We start from the raw sequence: 15,646 nt of genomic DNA, 5'->3' as shown, positions 1-15,646 counted from the left end.
GCAACCCCAGTGGAGAAGGCGGTACGGGATCGTGACGACACCCGGGACCCTCGAAGTAGGGTCCATCGAAGGCAGGATCGCCGAGGAGCTCGGCGTACGGGAGCGGCAGGTGAAGGCCGCGGTGGAGCTGCTCGACGGCGGCTCTACGGTGCCCTTCATCGCCCGCTACCGCAAGGAAGCGACCGAGACGCTCGACGACGCGCAGCTGCGCACGATCGAGGAGCGGCTGCGCTATCTGCGGGAGCTGGAGGAGCGGCGGACGGCGATCCTGGAGTCGGTGCGCGAGCAGGGCAAGCTCACCGAGGAGCTGGCGGCGCAGATCCACGGTGCGCAGACCAAGGCGCGCCTGGAGGACGTCTACCTGCCGTACAAGCCGAAGCGCCGGACCAAGGCGCAGATCGCGCGTGAGGCGGGTCTCCAGCCGCTGGCCGAGGGCCTGCTCGGCGACCCGGGTGTCGAGCCGCTCGCCGCTGCCGCCGCCTTCGTGGACGCCGACAAGGGCGTCGCCGATCCGCAGGCCGCCCTGGACGGCGCGCGGGCGATCCTCACCGAGCGGTTCTCGGAGGACGCCGACCTGATCGGCGAGCTGCGCGAGCGCATGTGGGTGCGTGGGCGGCTGTCCGCCAAGGTGCGCGAGGGCAAGGAGGAGGCGGGCGCCAAGTTCGCCGACTACTTCGACTTCGCCGAGCCGTTCACGGAGCTGCCCTCGCACCGGGTGCTCGCGATGCTGCGCGGTGAGAAGGAGGAGGTCCTGGACCTCGTCCTGGAGCCGGAGGAGCCCGCCGAGACCCCGAAAACCCCGTCGTCGTACGAGGGGATCGTGGCGCACCGCTTCGGCATCGCGGACCGTGGCCGCCCGGCCGACAAGTGGCTGCTGGACACGGTGCGCTGGGCCTGGCGCACCCGCGTCCTGGTCCACCTCGGCATCGACCTGCGCCTGCGGCTGCGGACGGCCGCCGAGGACGAGGCGGTCGACGTGTTCGCCGCCAATCTGCGTGACCTGCTGCTCGCCGCGCCGGCGGGCACCCGCGCGACGCTGGGCCTGGACCCCGGCTTCCGTACGGGCGTGAAGGTGGCCGTGGTCGACGCGACCGGCAAGGTGGCGGCGACGGACGTCATCCACCCGCATGTGCCGGCCAACCGGTGGGACGAGGCGATCGCCACGGTGGCCCGGCTGGCGAAGCAGCACGAGGTCGATCTGATCGCGATCGGCAACGGCACGGCGTCCCGCGAGACCGACAAGCTCGCCGCTGAACTCATCTCCAAGCACCCGGAGTTGAAGCTCACCAAGGTGATGGTGTCGGAGGCCGGCGCGTCCGTCTACTCGGCCTCCGCCTTCGCCTCGCAGGAACTGCCGGACATGGACGTCTCGCTGCGCGGCGCGGTGTCGATCGCCCGCCGCCTCCAGGACCCGCTGGCCGAACTGGTCAAGATCGACCCGAAGTCGATCGGCGTGGGCCAGTACCAGCACGACCTGTCCGAGGTGAAGCTGTCCCGCTCGCTGGACGCGGTGGTCGAGGACTGTGTGAACGGCGTGGGCGTGGACGTCAACACGGCGTCCGTGCCGCTGCTCGCGCGCGTGTCCGGGATCTCCTCGGGCCTCGCCGAGAACATCGTGGCGCACCGTGACGCGAACGGCCCGTTCACGTCGCGCGGCGAGCTGAAGAACGTGGCCAGGCTGGGCCCGAAGGCGTACGAGCAGTGCGCGGGCTTCCTGCGCATCCGCGGCGGCACCGACCCGTTGGACGCGTCCAGCGTGCACCCGGAGGCGTATCCGGTGGTGCGGCGCATGGTGAAGACCGGCGGCCAGGAGGTGGCCGCCCTGATCGGCAACACGGCGCTGCTGCGCTCGCTGAAGCCGGCCGAGTTCGTCGACGACACGTTCGGGCTGCCGACCGTGACCGACATCCTCAAGGAGTTGGAGAAGCCGGGGCGTGACCCGCGGCCGGCGTTCAAGACGGCCACCTTCAAGGAGGGCGTGGAGAAGATCTCCGATCTCACGTCCGGGATGATCCTGGAGGGCGTGGTCACGAACGTGGCGGCGTTCGGGGCGTTCGTGGACGTGGGTGTCCACCAGGACGGTCTCGTCCACGTCTCCGCGATGTCGCGGACGTTCGTGAAGGACCCGCGGGACGTCGTGAAGCCCGGGGACATCGTGAAGGTGAAGGTCCTCGACGTGGACATTCCGCGCAAGCGGATCTCACTGACGCTGCGGCTGGACGACGAGGCCGCGCCGCAGGGGCAGCAGCAGCGCGGCGGTGGCGGCCGTCCGCCGCAGCAGCGGCAGGGGCAGGGGCAGCGCCAGCGGCAGGGGCAGGGCCGCGGCGGTGACCGGGGCGGACGCCAGGCACCGCCGCCGGCCAACAGCGCGATGGCGGACGCGCTGCGGCGCGCGGGCCTCCTCGACTCCTCGAAGAACGACCGCCGCTGACCTGTCGGCGAGCCACCGTCGAACCGTCCGGGCCCGGCTCCTCCGATACCAGGGAGGTACCGGGCCCGGTGCGGCCTTCAGGGCGCAGAGCAGGACGGCTTCGCATGTCCCCACCTGCGAAGCAGGGGAGAGCCAGGGGCGCACCAAGGGTACGAAACCGCCTGGACCGAGTGGGGCGAGGGGGTGCTGCGGGCGCGCGGCCGTGCCGTCGGGACCTCCCCGGAGCCCTACTGGATCGGTGACGAACCCGACACCGCCGAGGAATGGCCGAGGAGTACGTGACGCGTCGGCAGCATGAGGGGGCCGAGTCCGCGCGGGGCACCCGGGCCCTCGGCCTGCGGCACGGCACGACGGCACGGGCCGTAGGACCGGCGATGGGCGTCCACTGCCGGACCTCGACGGCGCGCCCTGGACCGCGATCTGGTCCTGTGCCCGCTCACCGACACCATGCCCGTGCCACGGGACGGGCTCCATCGGGCGCCCGGCGAGCGGCAGTTCCTGATGGCGTGGGTGTCAGTGCCCGACCTGGGCGCCCGATCTGTCCGCCCAGCCTGTCCGTTCGACCTGTCCGCCCGATCTTCCGTCCGGCCGTCCCGGCAGACGTTCACGCGTCTCTGGGCCCGGCCCGGCGTCCGACGACCGGTTGATCAGCGTTCCGTGACCTTGCCGCCCGCCACCTCCAGGCGACGGGTGACATGCACGGCGTCCAGCATCCGGCGGTCGTGGGTGACCAGCAGAAGCGTGCCACGGTAGGCGTCGAGGGCCGATTCGAGCTGTTCGATGGCGGGCAGGTCGAGATGGTTGGTCGGCTCGTCCAGGACCAGGAGGTTGACACCCCGGCCCTGGAGCAGCGCCAGGGCGGACCGGGTGCGTTCGCCCGGGGAGAGGGTCGCGGCGGGGCGCAGCACATGGTCCGCCTTCAGACCGAACTTGGCCAGCAGGGTACGGACGTCGGCCGGTTCGATGTCGGGGACGGCCGCCCTGAAGGCGTCGAGGAGTGACTCCGGGCCGTGGAACAGCTCACGGGCCTGGTCCACCTCGCCGACCAGGACGCCCGAGCCCAGCGCGGCGTGCCCCGCGGTCGGCGGGATGCGGCCGAGCAGCGCGCCGAGCAGGGTGGACTTGCCCGCTCCGTTCGCGCCGGTCACCGCGATCCGGTCCGCCCAGTCGATCTGCAGCGTCACCGGGCCGAGGACGAACTCCCCGCGGCGCACCTCCGCGTCCCTGAGCGTGGCGACGACGGCGCCGGAGCGGGGCGCGGCGGCGATCTCCATCCGCAGCTCCCACTCCTTGCGCGGCTCGTCGACGGTTTCGAGCCGTTCGATCATGCGCTGGGTCTGGCGGGCCTTGGCGGCCTGCTTCTCGCTGGCCTCGCTGCGGAACTTGCGACCGATCTTGTCGTTGTCGTTGCCCGCCTTGCGGCGCGCGTTGCGCACCCCCTTGTCCATCCAGGCGCGCTGCGTCTGGGCCCGCTCCTGGAGGGCCGCCTTCTTGTCGGCGTACTCCTCGTAGTCCTCCCGGGCGTGCCGCCGGGCCACCTCCCGCTCCTCCAGATATGCCTCGTAGCCGCCGCCGTAGAGGTTGATCCGCCGCTGGGCGAGGTCGAGTTCGAGGACCTTGGTGACGGTGCGGGTGAGGAACTCGCGGTCGTGGCTGACGACGACCGTGCCCGCGCGCAGGCCGGCCACAAAGCGTTCGAGGCGTTCCAGGCCGTCCAGGTCGAGGTCGTTGGTGGGCTCGTCGAGCAGGAAGACGTCGTAGCGGGACAGCAGGAGCGAGGCGAGGCCGGCGCGGGCCGCCTGACCGCCGGACAGCGAGGTCATCGGCTGGTCGGGGCCGACGGCCAGGCCGAGCGAGTCGATGACCTCCTCGGCCCGTTCCTCCAGGTCCGCGCCACCGAGGCCGAGCCAGCGCTCCAGGGCGGCGGCGTAGGCGTCGTCGGCGCCGGGCGCCCCGTCCACGAGTGCCTGGGTGGTCTCGTCCATCAGCCGCTGTGCCCGGGCGACGCCGGTACGGCGGGCGAGGAACTCGCGCACGGTCTCGCCGGGCCTGCGCTCGGGCTCCTGCGGGAGATGGCCGACGGTCGCGGTCGGCGGGGAGAGCCGCAGTTCGCCCTGCTCGGGCCGGGTGAGCCCGGCGAGCAGCCGCAGCAGTGTGGACTTGCCCGCGCCGTTGGCGCCGACCAGCCCGATCACATCCGCGGGCGCGACGACGAGGTCAAGGCCGGAGAAGAGCGAGCGGTCGCCGTGCCCGGCGGCGAGGTTCTTGGCGACGAGGGTGGCAGTCATCAGACCGCGATCCTAGTGCCCTGGCAGGCAACGTTTGCCCGTGGAGGAGCGGCGTCGTGGGGGTCCCCCCTGCTCAAGCGGAGCCGAGAGCTTGGGGGAGCGTGCTCTCGGCGTGCCGGGTGCAGGCCCTCGTACTGGACGTACTTGGGCCTGCGCCCGGTGCGGCGAGTGGGGGTGCCCCCTGCTCGAAGAGCTCGGGGGCGCGTGCCGGGCGTCGTGACGGGGCGAACGTTGCCTGTTGGGGCACTTCGTCCGGCGGGCTGCCGCTCAGCCGGGTTCGCCGTGGGTCACCGCCTCCACCAGCACTCTTCCGGCGGTGCGGGCCACGACGAAGGACTCCCCCTTCACCGTCCGGGCGTCCAGCGGGATGCGGTGCCGGCCGGGCTCCAGGACGCCGTCGAAGACCTCCCGGACATGGGTGCGGTAGAGCCGGTCGAGGCGGTACGCGGTGAGGGTGACCCGGCACGGCGAGGTGACCTCGATGGCCGCCTCGCCGTCGGCGGCGGCCAGTGCGGTGAGGCGGCGCCGTTCACTCGGGCCGCGGTCCAGGGCGTGCTCGATCTGCGCGACCAGCAGGGGGACGATCGGGGCGAGGCCGTCGACGTAGGCCACATCGGCCCCGGCCCGCTCGAACGCCTCGCGTACGGCGGCCCGTTCGGGTTCGCCGACCGCCCGGCCGAAGGCGACGGCACCGTAGCCGCGCAGTTCCTCGGCGGATACGCCGGTGGTGTCACGGGTGAGGTCGGCGCCGATGCCGATGGTGCGCAGGGCGGCGGCCAGCTTGGCGAGGACGGCGGCGCGGGCGCCGATCAGCAGCACGCGTCGGCGGGGCGCGGCGGGGGGCGCGGTGCCGTCGAGGAGGGCGGCGAGGGCGGCACGGTACTCGGGGCCGTGGAAGCGGAACGGTCCTATGCCGTGGTAGCCGTTGAGTTCCAAATCGGCGCGCTCGTCGGTCTGCCAGGCGAAGTCGCGCCAGATGTAGTCGTCGCCGTCGCGCTCGATGACGGCGGTGACCGCTCCGCAGGCCAGGTCCGCGCACTCGGGGCAGCCGTAGACGATGTACCGGCCGTCGGGCAGCGGTGCGCCGGTCTCCAGCAGCAGGCTGCGCACCTGTGCGGTGAAGATCGCGGGCGGCACGTCGGAGGCGAGCGGGGAGACGGCGTCCAGGTCGGAGAGCTGGAAGAGCAGCGGGCGTCCGTCGACGATGAAGTCCACGAAGTCCCGGTGGACCTGGTAGCCGCCGTCGGCGAGGACGGCGCCCGCGCGTGTCGCCGGTGCCAGACCGAAGGTCGCGTATGCGCCAGACATGCTGTGAGTATCCCCACCGAAGGACGGGTGTGCGCGCGGCATGACATATTCCGCTCGGCTGCGTCGCGTTCGGCCGTGCAGGCCCTATCGTCCCCGCGTGGAACATCAGCTGAGTGACGAAGTGATTGTGGTCGGCGGCGGGGTCATCGGGCTGACGACGGCCGTGGTGCTGGCCGAGGCCGGGCGGCGGGTACGGGTGTGGACGCGGGACCCCGTCGGGCGGACGACCTCGGCGGTGGCCGGCGCGCTGTGGTGGCCGTACCGCATCGAGCCGGAGCGGCTGACCGGCGACTGGGCGCTCACCTCCCTCGTGGTATACGAGGAGTTGGCGCGGCAGCCGGAGCGGACCGGTGTACGCATGGTCGAGGGCGTACACCTCGGTTTGCGGCTGGACGAGTTGGGGCCGTGGGCCGGTCGGGTGCCGGGGCTGCGGGCCGCGGACGGCGGCAACGGGCTGTGGGCGCGGCTGCCGTTGATCGACATGCCGGCCCATCTGGTGTGGTTGCGGGAGCGGTTGACGGCGGCGGGCGGGCGCATCGAGCAGCGGACGGTGTCGGACCTGGCCGCGGTTCCGGCCGCCGTCGTGGTCAACTGCACGGGTCTTGGCGCCCGTTCGCTGGTGCCCGATCCGGCGGTGCGTCCGGTCCGCGGGCAGTTGGTCGTCGTACAGAACCCGGGGATCACCACGTGGCTCACCTCGGTCGACGATGCCGCGGGCGACTCGACGTACTTGTTCCCGCAGCCGGGCGGGCTGATCCTGGGCGGCACCGTGCAGGAGGACGCGTGGTCCCTGGAGCCGGACCCGCGTACCGCGGAGGAGATCGTCGCCCGGTGCGTGGCCCTGTGTCCGGAGATCGCCGGGGCGCGGGTGCTGGCACACCGCGTAGGCCTGCGCCCGGCACGGCCCGCGGTGCGGCTGGAGCACCGGCCGCTGCCGGGCGGCCGGTCGCTGGTGCACAACTACGGGCATGGCGGCGCCGGGGTGACCGTGGCCTGGGGGTGTGCCCGGGAGGCGGCCGGACTGGCCGACGCCTGAAGCCGCGCAGCCTCCGGCCGGAGGCGATTGCAGGACCCGGGCCCGGAAGGGCAGGCGGCACGGACCCGGGGGAACGAGGCGGCTCATGACGGCCGAATGGCGATCGTGTGACGGCGGGGGTCGTGGACACGTCAGGAAGCGCAGGGACTGAATAGGCTCCGAACGGACCTCGTGCCCCTACGACTTGGAGTTCTCGTGCACCGCAGAATCTTCGCACCGGGCGCACTCGCGGCGGCCTCGCTCCTGCTGGCGATCCCGGCATCGGCCGCGAGCCACACCCCCGGCGCCCCGGGCATCGGCGACCCCTACTACCCGAACTACGGCAACAGCGGCTACGACGTCTCCCACTACGACCTGCGGCTGCGGTACCAGCCCGCGACGGACGAGTTGGCCGGCACGGCGACGATCCTGGCCCGGACCACGCAGGATCTGTCCCGGTTCGACCTGGACTTCCTGCTGGACGTGAGCGAGGTCCGGGTCAACGGCGCCAAGGCGGCCTTCGCCACCTCGGGCGAGCACGAACTGGAGATCACCCCGAAGACCCCGCTGGCGAAGGGCACCCCGATCACGGTCGTCGTCCGCTACAGCGGGGTGCCGTCCACGAAGAGCGCGTACGGCTTCTCGACCTGGCACCGCACCCCGGACGGCGCCGTCGCCGCGGACGAGCCCGAGGCGGCCTGGTGGTGGTACCCGAGCAACGACCACCCACTCGACAAGGCCACCTACGATGTGTCGGTGGCCGTGCCTGACGGCACCCAGGCCATCTCCAACGGCACGCTCCAGTCGACCAGTTCCAAGCTCGGCTGGACCCGCTACAGCTGGCGGCAGAACAAGCCGCAGGCCACCTATCTGACCACCCTCGCGGTCGGCAGGTTCGACATCACGACCAGCACCTCCGAGGGCGGCGTCCCGGTCGTCAACGCCTACAGCGAGGATCTCGGCGACGAGGACGGGGCGGCGCGGGCCGCCGTGGAGCGGACCGGGGAGATCGTCGACTGGCTGAGCGGTTACCTCGGGCCGTACCCGTTCGGCTCGGCCGGCGGCTATGTGCCCAACACGACCACCGGGTACGCGCTGGAGACGCAGACCCGCGTCTACTACAGCCCCCGGCAGTTCGCGAACGGCTCCAACACCTCGGTGGTCGTGCACGAGCTGGCCCACCAGTGGTACGGCGACTCCGTGTCGCTGAAGGGCTGGAAGGACATCTGGATCAACGAGGGCTTCGCCCGGTACGCGCAGTGGCTGTGGTCCGAGCACGAGGGCGAGGGCACCGCGCAGGAGTTGGCGGACTACGTGTACGCCTCACACCCGGCCGACGACCCGTTCTGGACGGTGGCGCCCGGCGACCCCGGGCCGGACAACCAGTTCGACATCGCGGTGTACGACCGGGGCGCGCTGGCCGTCCAAGCGCTGCGCAACGAGATCGGCGACGACACGTTCTTCGCCATCCTGAAGGGCTGGCCGAAGGAGCACGCGTACGGGAACGCCTCGGTGGCCGACTTCCAGAGGTATGCCGAGCGGGTGTCCGGGAAGCCGCTGGCCACGTTGTTCGACACCTGGCTCTTCCAGCCGGCCAAGCCCGCGAGCGCTGCGGCCCGCACGGCGGCCGTCGCCGAGGCGGCCTCGGCCCCGGTCCGGCCGAAGTCGTGGAAGAAGATCGAGGCCACGAACGACGTACACGGACACTGAGCCCCGGACGGGGGGCCGGGGCAGACGCACCGGCCCCCCACCGCCCGACGGACGGCCCGACCGACGCTCCCCCGCCGCCCGGCAACCGTGGTGTCACGGCACAGACCAAGGCAGCGGCGTTCTGCCGGAGCACGCCCGCGCGGCGGCGCACGAGATGTCGCGGCTGTCGCGCGGCGAGGTGGTGCGGCAAGGTGGCGCGGCGGGACGCCCGGGACGCGCGGTCGCCGTCCGCGCGCCTGCGGCCCCCTTGTGGTGCGGGCCCTGCTGACGGCCTGCCGGCGGTCCTCGACGCAGGAGCTGCGGGTGTGGCTCAAGGACCGGGAGGCGGCCGGCCCGTCCTGACCGTCGGCGACCTGTCCTGACCGTCGGCGACCTGTCCTGACCGTCGGCCGACCCGTCTGGCCGTCGGGCCGCCCCCTCCCGGAGGGTCGCCCGACGGCGGGGCCGCCACCCTCAGCGGGCGTCGGTGAAGGTCTCCCCCTTCTCCGCCTTCTCGATCAGCAGGGCGGGCGGGGTGAACCGCTCGCCGTAGCGCCCGGCGAGTTCACGCGCGCGTGCGACGAAGCCGGGCAGCCCGGTGCCCGCCCCGGCGCCGTCCCCGGCCCCGGCGCAGCCGTCGTAGCCGTTGATGTACTGGAGCACACCGCCGGTCCAGCCCGGGAAGCCGATCCCGAAGATCGAGCCGATGTTGGCTTCGGCGACGGAGGTCAGCACGCCCTCCTCGAGGAGCCGCACGGTGTCGAGCGCCTCGGCGAAGAGCATGCGTTCCTGCATGTCCGTGAACGGGATCCGGTGGCCGGGCCGGGTGAAGTGGTCCCGCAGCCCCGGCCACAGTCCGGTGCGCCGGCCGTCCTCGTCGTAGTCGTAGAACCCGGCGCCGCCGCCGCGGCCGGTGCGGCCGAACGCGTCGACCATGCGGTCGATGACGGCCTCGGCGGGGTGCGCGGTCCAGGTGCCGCCCGACTCCTCGACGGCCCGCTTCGACTCGTCGCGGATCCTGCGGGGCAGGGTGAGGGTCAGCTCGTCCATGAGGGAGAGCACCTTCGCGGGGTAGCCCGCCTGCGCCGCGGCCTGCTCGATCGACGCGGGCTCGATGCCCTCGCCCACCATGGCCACGCCCTCGTTGATGAAGTGTCCGATCACCCGCGAGGTGAAGAAGCCGCGCGAGTCGCGCACGACGATCGGTGTCTTCTTGATCTGCCGCACCAGGTCGAAGGCGCGGGCGAGCGCCTCGTCCCCGGTGCGCTCGCCCCTGATGATCTCGACGAGCGGCATCTTGTCGACCGGCGAGAAGAAGTGCAGTCCGATGAAGTCGGCCTGGCGCCGGACGCCCTCGGCGAGCGCGGTGATCGGCAGGGTGGAGGTGTTGGAGCACAGCAGCGCGTCGGGGGCGAGGACGTCCTCGATCTCCTGGAACACCTTGTGCTTGAGCGCGGGGTCCTCGAAGACGGCCTCGACGACCGCGTCGCAGCCCGCCAGGTCCTGTGTCTCGCCGGTAGGGGTGATGCGGGCGAGCAGGGCGTCCGCCTTCTGTTGCGTGGTACGGCCCTTGGCGACGGCCTTGGCGCACAGCTTCTCGGAGTAGCCCTTGCCCTTGAGGGCGGCCTTGAGGGAGACGTCCTTGAGGACGACGTCGATGCCCGCGCGGGCGCATGCGTAGGCGATGCCCGCGCCCATCATCCCGGCGCCGAGGACGGCGACCCTGCGCACCTCGCGGGGGGCGGTGCCCTGGGGGCGGTTGGCGCCGGAGTTGACGGCCTGGAGGTCGAAGAAGAACGCCTGGATCATGTTCTTCGCGGTCTGTCCGACGGCCAGCTCCACGAAGTAGCGGGCCTCGATGACCTGGGCCGTCTCGAAGTCGACCTGGGATCCCTCCACGGCGGCGGCGAGGATGCGGCGCGGCGCCGGGTAGGGGGCGCCGGCCGTCTGCTTGCGGAGCGTGGCGGGGAAGGCGGGCAGATTTGCCGCGAACTTCGGGTTCGCCGGGGTACCGCCCGGGATGCGGTAGCCGGGCCGGTCCCAGGGCTGCTGGGACTCGGGGTTGGCGTCGATGAACGCGCGGGCCTTCGCGAGCAGTTCCTCGGGGGTGTCGGCGACCTCGTGGACGAGGCCGTTCTCCTGGGCGCGGCGCGCGGTGTACTGGGTCCCCTGCAGCAGCACCTTCAGCAGGGCGTCGGCGATGCCCAGCAGGCGCACGGTGCGGACGACGCCGCCGCCTCCGGGGAGCAGTCCGAGGGTGACCTCGGGGCAGCCGATCCTGGTGCCGGGGGTGTCGAGGGCGATCCGGTGATGGCAGGCCAGGGCCAGTTCGTAGCCGCCGCCCAGGGCCGCGCCGTTGATCGCGGCGACGACGGGCTTGCCGAGGGTCTCGATGCGGCGCAGCTGCCGCTTGACGGCGAGGCCGGCGTCGAACAGTTCCTGAGCGGTCTCGGGCGTGACCCGGATCAGGTCGCGCAGGTCGCCGCCCGCGAAGAAGGTCTCCTTGGCTGAGGTGACGATGATGCCGCGGATGGAGTCCCGCTCGGCCTCCAGCCGGTCGGTGATCGCGGCGAGGGAGTCGCGGAACGCCTGGTTCATGGTGTTCGCGGACTGGTTCGGGTCGTCCAGGACGAGGGTGACGACGCCGGTGTCGTCCTGCTCCCAGCGGATGGCGGTGCTCTCGGTCATGGCAGGGGTCTCCGTGGAGGTCTCGTGATCCGCAGGGTGTCAGACGCGCTCGACGATCGTGGCGATGCCCATGCCGCCGCCCACGCACAGCGTGGCGAGGCCATACCGCTTGTCCTGGCGTTCCAGTTCGTCGACGAGGGTGCCGAGGAGCATGGCGCCGGTGGCGCCGAGCGGGTGACCGAGGGCGATGGCGCCGCCGTTGACGTTGACCTTGTCCAGGGACAGGCCCATGTCCTTGACGAACCGCAGGACGACGGCCGCGAACGCCTCGTTGATCTCGACCAGGTCGATGTCGTCGATGGTCAGCCCGGCCCTGGCGAGGGCCTTGCGGGTGGCGGGCGCGGGCCCGGTGAGCATGATGGTGGGCTCCGAGCCGGACACGGCGGCGGAGACGATCCGCGCACGGGGGGTGAGGCCGTGGCGCTCGCCGGTCTCCCGGGAGCCGATCGCGACCAGGGCGGCGCCGTCCACGATGCCGGAGGAGTTGCCCGCGTGGTGGACGTGGTCGATCTTCTCGACCCAGTGGTACTTCTGCAGGGCGACGGCGTCAAAGCCGCCCAGCTCGCCGATGTCGGCGAACGACGGCTTCAGCTTGGCCAGCGAGTCCGCGGTGGTGCCGGGGCGCGGGTGCTCGTCGTGGTCGAGGACGACGAGTCCGCCGCGGTCCCTGACCGGGACGAGGGAGCGGGCGAAGCGGCCCTCCTTCCAGGCGGTGGCCGCGCGTTCCTGGGAGAGCGCGGCGTACTCGTCCACGTCGCGCCGGGTGAAGCCCTCGATGGTGGCGATCAGGTCGGCGCCGATGCCCTGCGGCACGAAGTTGACGGCGAGGTTGGTCATCGGGTCGTTGAACCAGGCGCCGCCGTCGGAGGCCATCGGCACCCGGGACATCGACTCGACGCCGCCGGCGAGCACCAGGTCCTCCCAGCCGGAACGGACCTTGGCGGCGGCCAGGTTGACGGCTTCGAGACCGGACGCACAGAAGCGGTTCTCCTGGACGCCCGCCACCGTGTCCGGCAGTCCGGCCGCGATCGCGGCGATGCGGGCGATGTCCGAGCCCTGGTCGCCGACCGGGCCGACCACGCCGAGCACGATGTCGTCGATGGCCGCCGGGTCGAGACCGGGGAAGCGGGCGCGGATCTCCTGGATGAGGCCGACGACCAGGTCGATGGGCTTCGTGCCGTGCAGGGCACCGTTCGCCTTGCCGCGGCCGCGCGGGGTGCGGATCGCGTCGTACACGTACGCTTCGGTGCTCACTGGCAAGCCTTTCCACGAGGATTTCGGAGCGATGTTCGGGGCGGCCAGGGGTGTCACGGCCGGTGCTCGGCGGTCTCGCCCGGGCGCGCCGGGCCGGGCGCGCGGTCGAGAGGGAACGGCGGTTCCATCATGCGTCGTCCGCGGCGGGGTCGCAGAGCAGCCGCGGCACGTCCCAGTCGCGGGCCACGTCCGTGGTGCCGGTGCCCGGCAGCGCGGGGCCGGTACGGACGGCGGTCGGGGTCGCGGAGAACCTGGGCGCCGGGGCCGGCTGGGTGATGCCGCCGTGCTCGGTGAAGGTGCCCCGGGCGGCGAGGTGCGGATGGCGGGGGGCCTCGCGCAGCGACAGGACGGGGGCCACGCACGCGTCGGAGCCCTCGAAGACGGCCGTCCACTCGTCGCGGGTACGGGACTTGAAGCGGGCGGTGACCCGCTCGCGCAGCTCGCCCCACCGGGTCCGGTCCTGGTGGGCCGGGATCAGGTCGTCGAGGCCGAGCAGCCGCAGGAACTCCTCGTAGAACCGCTGTTCCAGGGCGCCGACCGCGATGTACGCGCCGTCGGCGGTTTCGTACGTGCCGTAGTACGGGCAGCCGCCGTCCAGCAGGTTGGCGGCGCGGCGGTCCTGCCAGCCGCCGGCGGCGAGCATGCCGTGGATCATCGCGGTGAGGTGGGCGGTGCCGTCGACGACGGCCGCGTCGACGACCTGGCCGATGCCGGTCACGCGCGCGTGGTGGAGCGCGGCGAGCACACCGACGACCAGGTAGAGGGAGCCGCCCGCGTAGTCGCCGACCAGGTTGGCGGGGACGGCCGGGGGCTCGTCCGGGCCGCCGATCAGGCCGAGGGCGCCGGTGACGGCGATGTAGGCCACGTCATGGCCGGCCCGCTGGGCGAGCGGGCCCTGCTGTCCCCAGCCGGTCATCCGGCCGTAGACCAGCCGTGGATTGCGGGCCTGGCAGACCGCGGGGCCGACGCCGAGGCGCTCGGCGACGCCCGGGCGATTGCCCTCGATCAGGATGTCCGCGCGTTCGGCCAGATCGAGGACGCGGGCCGGGCCGTCCGCGGACTTCAGATCGACGATCACCGAGCGCTTGTTGCGGTTGGTGACATCGTGTGCCGGGTCGACGGCGAGGCCCGGACCGCCGGGCCGGTCCACGCGCACGACGTCGGCGCCCAGGTCGGCGAGGAGCATGGCGGCGAACGGGCCGACGCCCCGCATCGGCGTCCCTGCCGTCGTCATGGCGGCCCCCAGTCGATGTGACACAACCGATGTAACAGCAGTGATGCCGGCAACACGCCCCACCGGGCACAAGGGCCGAACCCGGAAGCCGGAAGAGCAAGCGCTTGGCCACGTTACCCGCAAGTCGGGCTGCGCCGGGACGTGATCACCTTCCGGAGGACGATCGGCGCCCGGAGCGGGTCCTCACAGGGCCCACCACAGCAGGGTGTAGATCATTGCGACCGTCCAGGCGAGCCCCGCCAGGACGGCGAGGACCAGCGCGACCGCGGCGGCACGCCCGGTGGGCCGAGGGTGCCGCGCCACGGGTCGCGGGCTGGAGTGCGTCGTCATGCGGCCCAGCCTGCCCGTGCGGCGGCGCCGCCGCATCCGTACGCGTACTCAGATGGTGTGACCCCGATTTGAGACTTTCCGGCGCCGTGTCGCGCTTCTGCTCGGGTTTCGGGCGGAAAAGTGCCAATAAGCACTTGAATGAAACAATGGAAGCCCGAGATACGAAATCCGAGATGCGAAGTCCGAGACCCTAGGTCCTGGATACGAAGTCCTGGATACGAAGTCGTAGATCCAAGGAGGGGAGAACACGTGAAGTTCGTTCTGGAGGTCACGGTCGACGAGAGTGCGACGGCTCTGGACCGGGCGGGTGAGCTGGGCCGGATCCTGCGGTACTGGGGCGGGAATCTCGGTCACTACGCCCTTGAGGCCGGGGACGGCTCGGCCGTCTATGACTCCGGGTACCGCGAGGTCGGGGAGTGGCGGATCGTCGCCTCCTGAAGCGCCCGGCGGCACAGCGCGTCCGCGCGTCGCGTCGTCTCCGGGAGCCGATAGCGCGGGGTGAGCGCGAGCGTGTGGGCGCAGGCGTTGTCGAGGCTCACGCGGTGGCCGACGGAGACGAAGACCGGCTTGACGCCTTCCCGGGTGCGCAGGGCGCGGCCGACCTCCTCGCCGCCCGCGAGGAGCGGCGAGGCACTGCCGCGCCCCTGCGCCGGTTCCTCGTAGGTGAAGGTGAACGGGTTCTTGGCGACCCCGATCGTGGGCAGGCCGGTGAGCACGCCCAGATGGCTGGCGAGCCCGAAGCGACGCGGATGGGCCAGTCCGTAGCCGTCGCAGACGACCAGGCCCGCCGGGCCGGGCAGCGTGTCGAGCGCGGCCAGCACGGTGGGGATCTCGCGGAAGGCCAGCAGTCCGGGCACGTACGGGAAGGAGACCCGGCCGACGGCGGTCGCCTCGCCCACTATCTCCAGGGTGACCGCGTCCAGCGTGACGGCCGCCGCCGCGACGAGGTCGCGCTCGTCGTCGTAGGCGACGTCGACCCCGGTGACCCGGCCCGTCCCGGGCGGCGGCCCGATCTCGTCCAGCACCACCCGCCCGCGCAGTTCGTCCTGCACGGCGCGGGCCTGATCCTCGGTCGCGGGCGGGCCTGCGGGCGTCGGTACGGTCGTCATGGTGGGCACGAGCGTACGGGGCACCCCGGCCCGCCCGGCGCCGAGGGCCCGTCGCAGCTCGCCCTTGTTCATGTCCGATGCTCATGTCCGAGGCTCATGTCCGATGGTCTTGTCCGGCGGTCCATGGACGGTGCGCCGTTCGGCCTCCTCGTACTGCCGCTCCCCCTTGCACGCGCCCCTGCTCCCCGCCGCCGGGCAGGTGCGTCCCGCCCGGCGCGGGGGGGCGATCCGGGACTCGCGGAAACTCGGGTGCATGAACGCGGTGACAGAGGTCACTCGGGTTACCTGTACCCGATTGAG

At 72.4% G+C, this 15,646-nt stretch carries 13 protein-coding genes; 5 read left to right on the top strand and 8 right to left on the bottom strand.

All coding sequences use genetic code 11. The features are described 5' to 3' along the window. Window positions 1-31 precede the first annotated feature (31 nt). Window positions 32-2,431, top strand: coding sequence for a Tex family protein (locus tag ACWEKM_RS20795; RefSeq protein WP_451622663.1), 2,400 nt, complete (start codon window positions 32-34; stop codon window positions 2,429-2,431). Between the two features lie 408 nt (window positions 2,432-2,839). Next, complete coding sequence (locus ACWEKM_RS20790) at window positions 2,840-3,184, top strand: putative glycolipid-binding domain-containing protein (protein ID WP_451622685.1); 345 nt, start codon at window positions 2,840-2,842, stop codon at window positions 3,182-3,184. Here ACWEKM_RS20790 and ACWEKM_RS20785 read toward each other — a convergent pair. Both ACWEKM_RS20785 and ACWEKM_RS20780 read right to left on the bottom strand, forming a co-directional pair. Continuing rightward, window positions 3,079-4,719 (bottom strand): ABC-F family ATP-binding cassette domain-containing protein, encoded by a 1,641-nt coding sequence (locus tag ACWEKM_RS20785; RefSeq protein ID WP_451622662.1) that lies wholly within the window; start codon window positions 4,717-4,719, stop codon window positions 3,079-3,081. The genes ACWEKM_RS20790 and ACWEKM_RS20785 overlap by 106 nt on opposite strands. Before the next feature lie 267 nt (window positions 4,720-4,986). Beyond that, entirely contained in the window at window positions 4,987-6,027 is a 1,041-nt protein-coding gene (locus tag ACWEKM_RS20780) for an oxidoreductase (protein ID WP_451622661.1), read from the bottom strand. Window positions 6,028-6,148: 121 nt separating this feature from the next. On the opposite strand from ACWEKM_RS20780, the gene ACWEKM_RS20775 reads away from it, so the two are divergent. Both ACWEKM_RS20775 and ACWEKM_RS20770 read left to right on the top strand, forming a co-directional pair. Next, window positions 6,149-7,063 carry an FAD-dependent oxidoreductase gene (locus ACWEKM_RS20775; RefSeq protein WP_451622684.1) on the top strand — a complete coding sequence of 305 codons (915 nt, stop codon included), beginning with the start codon at window positions 6,149-6,151 and terminating at the stop codon, window positions 7,061-7,063. 195 nt (window positions 7,064-7,258) lie between these two features. Next, window positions 7,259-8,752, top strand: a complete 1,494-nt coding sequence (locus ACWEKM_RS20770; RefSeq protein WP_451622660.1) for a M1 family metallopeptidase — start codon at window positions 7,259-7,261, stop codon at window positions 8,750-8,752. A 453-nt stretch (window positions 8,753-9,205) separates the two neighbouring features. Here the strand turns inward: ACWEKM_RS20770 and ACWEKM_RS20765 are convergent, their stop codons facing one another. From ACWEKM_RS20765 to mmpA, 4 genes are all read right to left on the bottom strand, one after another. Next, window positions 9,206-11,419, bottom strand: a complete 2,214-nt coding sequence (locus ACWEKM_RS20765) for a 3-hydroxyacyl-CoA dehydrogenase NAD-binding domain-containing protein (RefSeq protein WP_451622659.1) — start codon at window positions 11,417-11,419, stop codon at window positions 9,206-9,208. Between the two features lie 39 nt (window positions 11,420-11,458). After that, complete coding sequence (locus tag ACWEKM_RS20760) at window positions 11,459-12,673, bottom strand: acetyl-CoA C-acetyltransferase (protein WP_451622658.1); 1,215 nt, start codon at window positions 12,671-12,673, stop codon at window positions 11,459-11,461. 127 nt (window positions 12,674-12,800) lie between these two features. Next, on the bottom strand, window positions 12,801-13,907 hold the full coding sequence (locus ACWEKM_RS20755) for a CaiB/BaiF CoA transferase family protein (RefSeq protein WP_451622657.1): 1,107 nt from the start codon (window positions 13,905-13,907) through the stop codon (window positions 12,801-12,803). A 183-nt stretch (window positions 13,908-14,090) separates the two neighbouring features. Beyond that, window positions 14,091-14,237: a morphogenic membrane protein MmpA gene (gene mmpA / locus ACWEKM_RS20750; RefSeq protein ID WP_451622656.1), complete on the bottom strand. Its 147-nt coding sequence runs from the start codon at window positions 14,235-14,237 to the stop codon at window positions 14,091-14,093. A 249-nt stretch (window positions 14,238-14,486) separates the two neighbouring features. Between mmpA and ACWEKM_RS20745 the strand changes: the two genes are divergently transcribed. After that, entirely contained in the window at window positions 14,487-14,675 is a 189-nt protein-coding gene (locus tag ACWEKM_RS20745) for a hypothetical protein (protein WP_451622655.1), read from the top strand. On the opposite strand, the gene ACWEKM_RS20740 is transcribed toward ACWEKM_RS20745, so the two are convergent. Both ACWEKM_RS20740 and ACWEKM_RS20735 read right to left on the bottom strand, forming a co-directional pair. Beyond that, the gene (locus ACWEKM_RS20740) at window positions 14,624-15,346 is read right to left on the bottom strand and encodes an endonuclease V (RefSeq protein WP_451622683.1); all 723 of its coding nucleotides are present in this window, start codon (window positions 15,344-15,346) and stop codon (window positions 14,624-14,626) included. The genes ACWEKM_RS20745 and ACWEKM_RS20740 overlap by 52 nt on opposite strands. 81 nt (window positions 15,347-15,427) lie before the next feature. After that, the gene (locus tag ACWEKM_RS20735) at window positions 15,428-15,622 is read right to left on the bottom strand and encodes a hypothetical protein (RefSeq protein ID WP_451622654.1); all 195 of its coding nucleotides are present in this window, start codon (window positions 15,620-15,622) and stop codon (window positions 15,428-15,430) included. Between the last annotated feature and the right edge of the window lie 24 nt (window positions 15,623-15,646).

The organism is Streptomyces sp. NPDC004752, from assembly GCF_053601275.1.
Note: the sequence above shows the minus strand (reverse complement) of the source record. Positions and strands in the feature narration are given on the sequence as shown.

Coding starts and splice junctions, on each gene's coding strand:
- mmpA (WP_451622656.1), bottom strand. CDS start 14,237: ATGACGACGCACTCCAGCCCGCGACCCGTGGCGCGGCACCCTCGGCCC.
- ACWEKM_RS20740 (WP_451622683.1), bottom strand. CDS start 15,346: ATGACGACCGTACCGACGCCCGCAGGCCCGCCCGCGACCGAGGATCAG.
- ACWEKM_RS20755 (WP_451622657.1), bottom strand. CDS start 13,907: ATGACGACGGCAGGGACGCCGATGCGGGGCGTCGGCCCGTTCGCCGCC.
- ACWEKM_RS20785 (WP_451622662.1), bottom strand. CDS start 4,719: ATGACTGCCACCCTCGTCGCCAAGAACCTCGCCGCCGGGCACGGCGAC.
- ACWEKM_RS20765 (WP_451622659.1), bottom strand. CDS start 11,419: ATGACCGAGAGCACCGCCATCCGCTGGGAGCAGGACGACACCGGCGTC.
- ACWEKM_RS20780 (WP_451622661.1), bottom strand. CDS start 6,027: ATGTCTGGCGCATACGCGACCTTCGGTCTGGCACCGGCGACACGCGCG.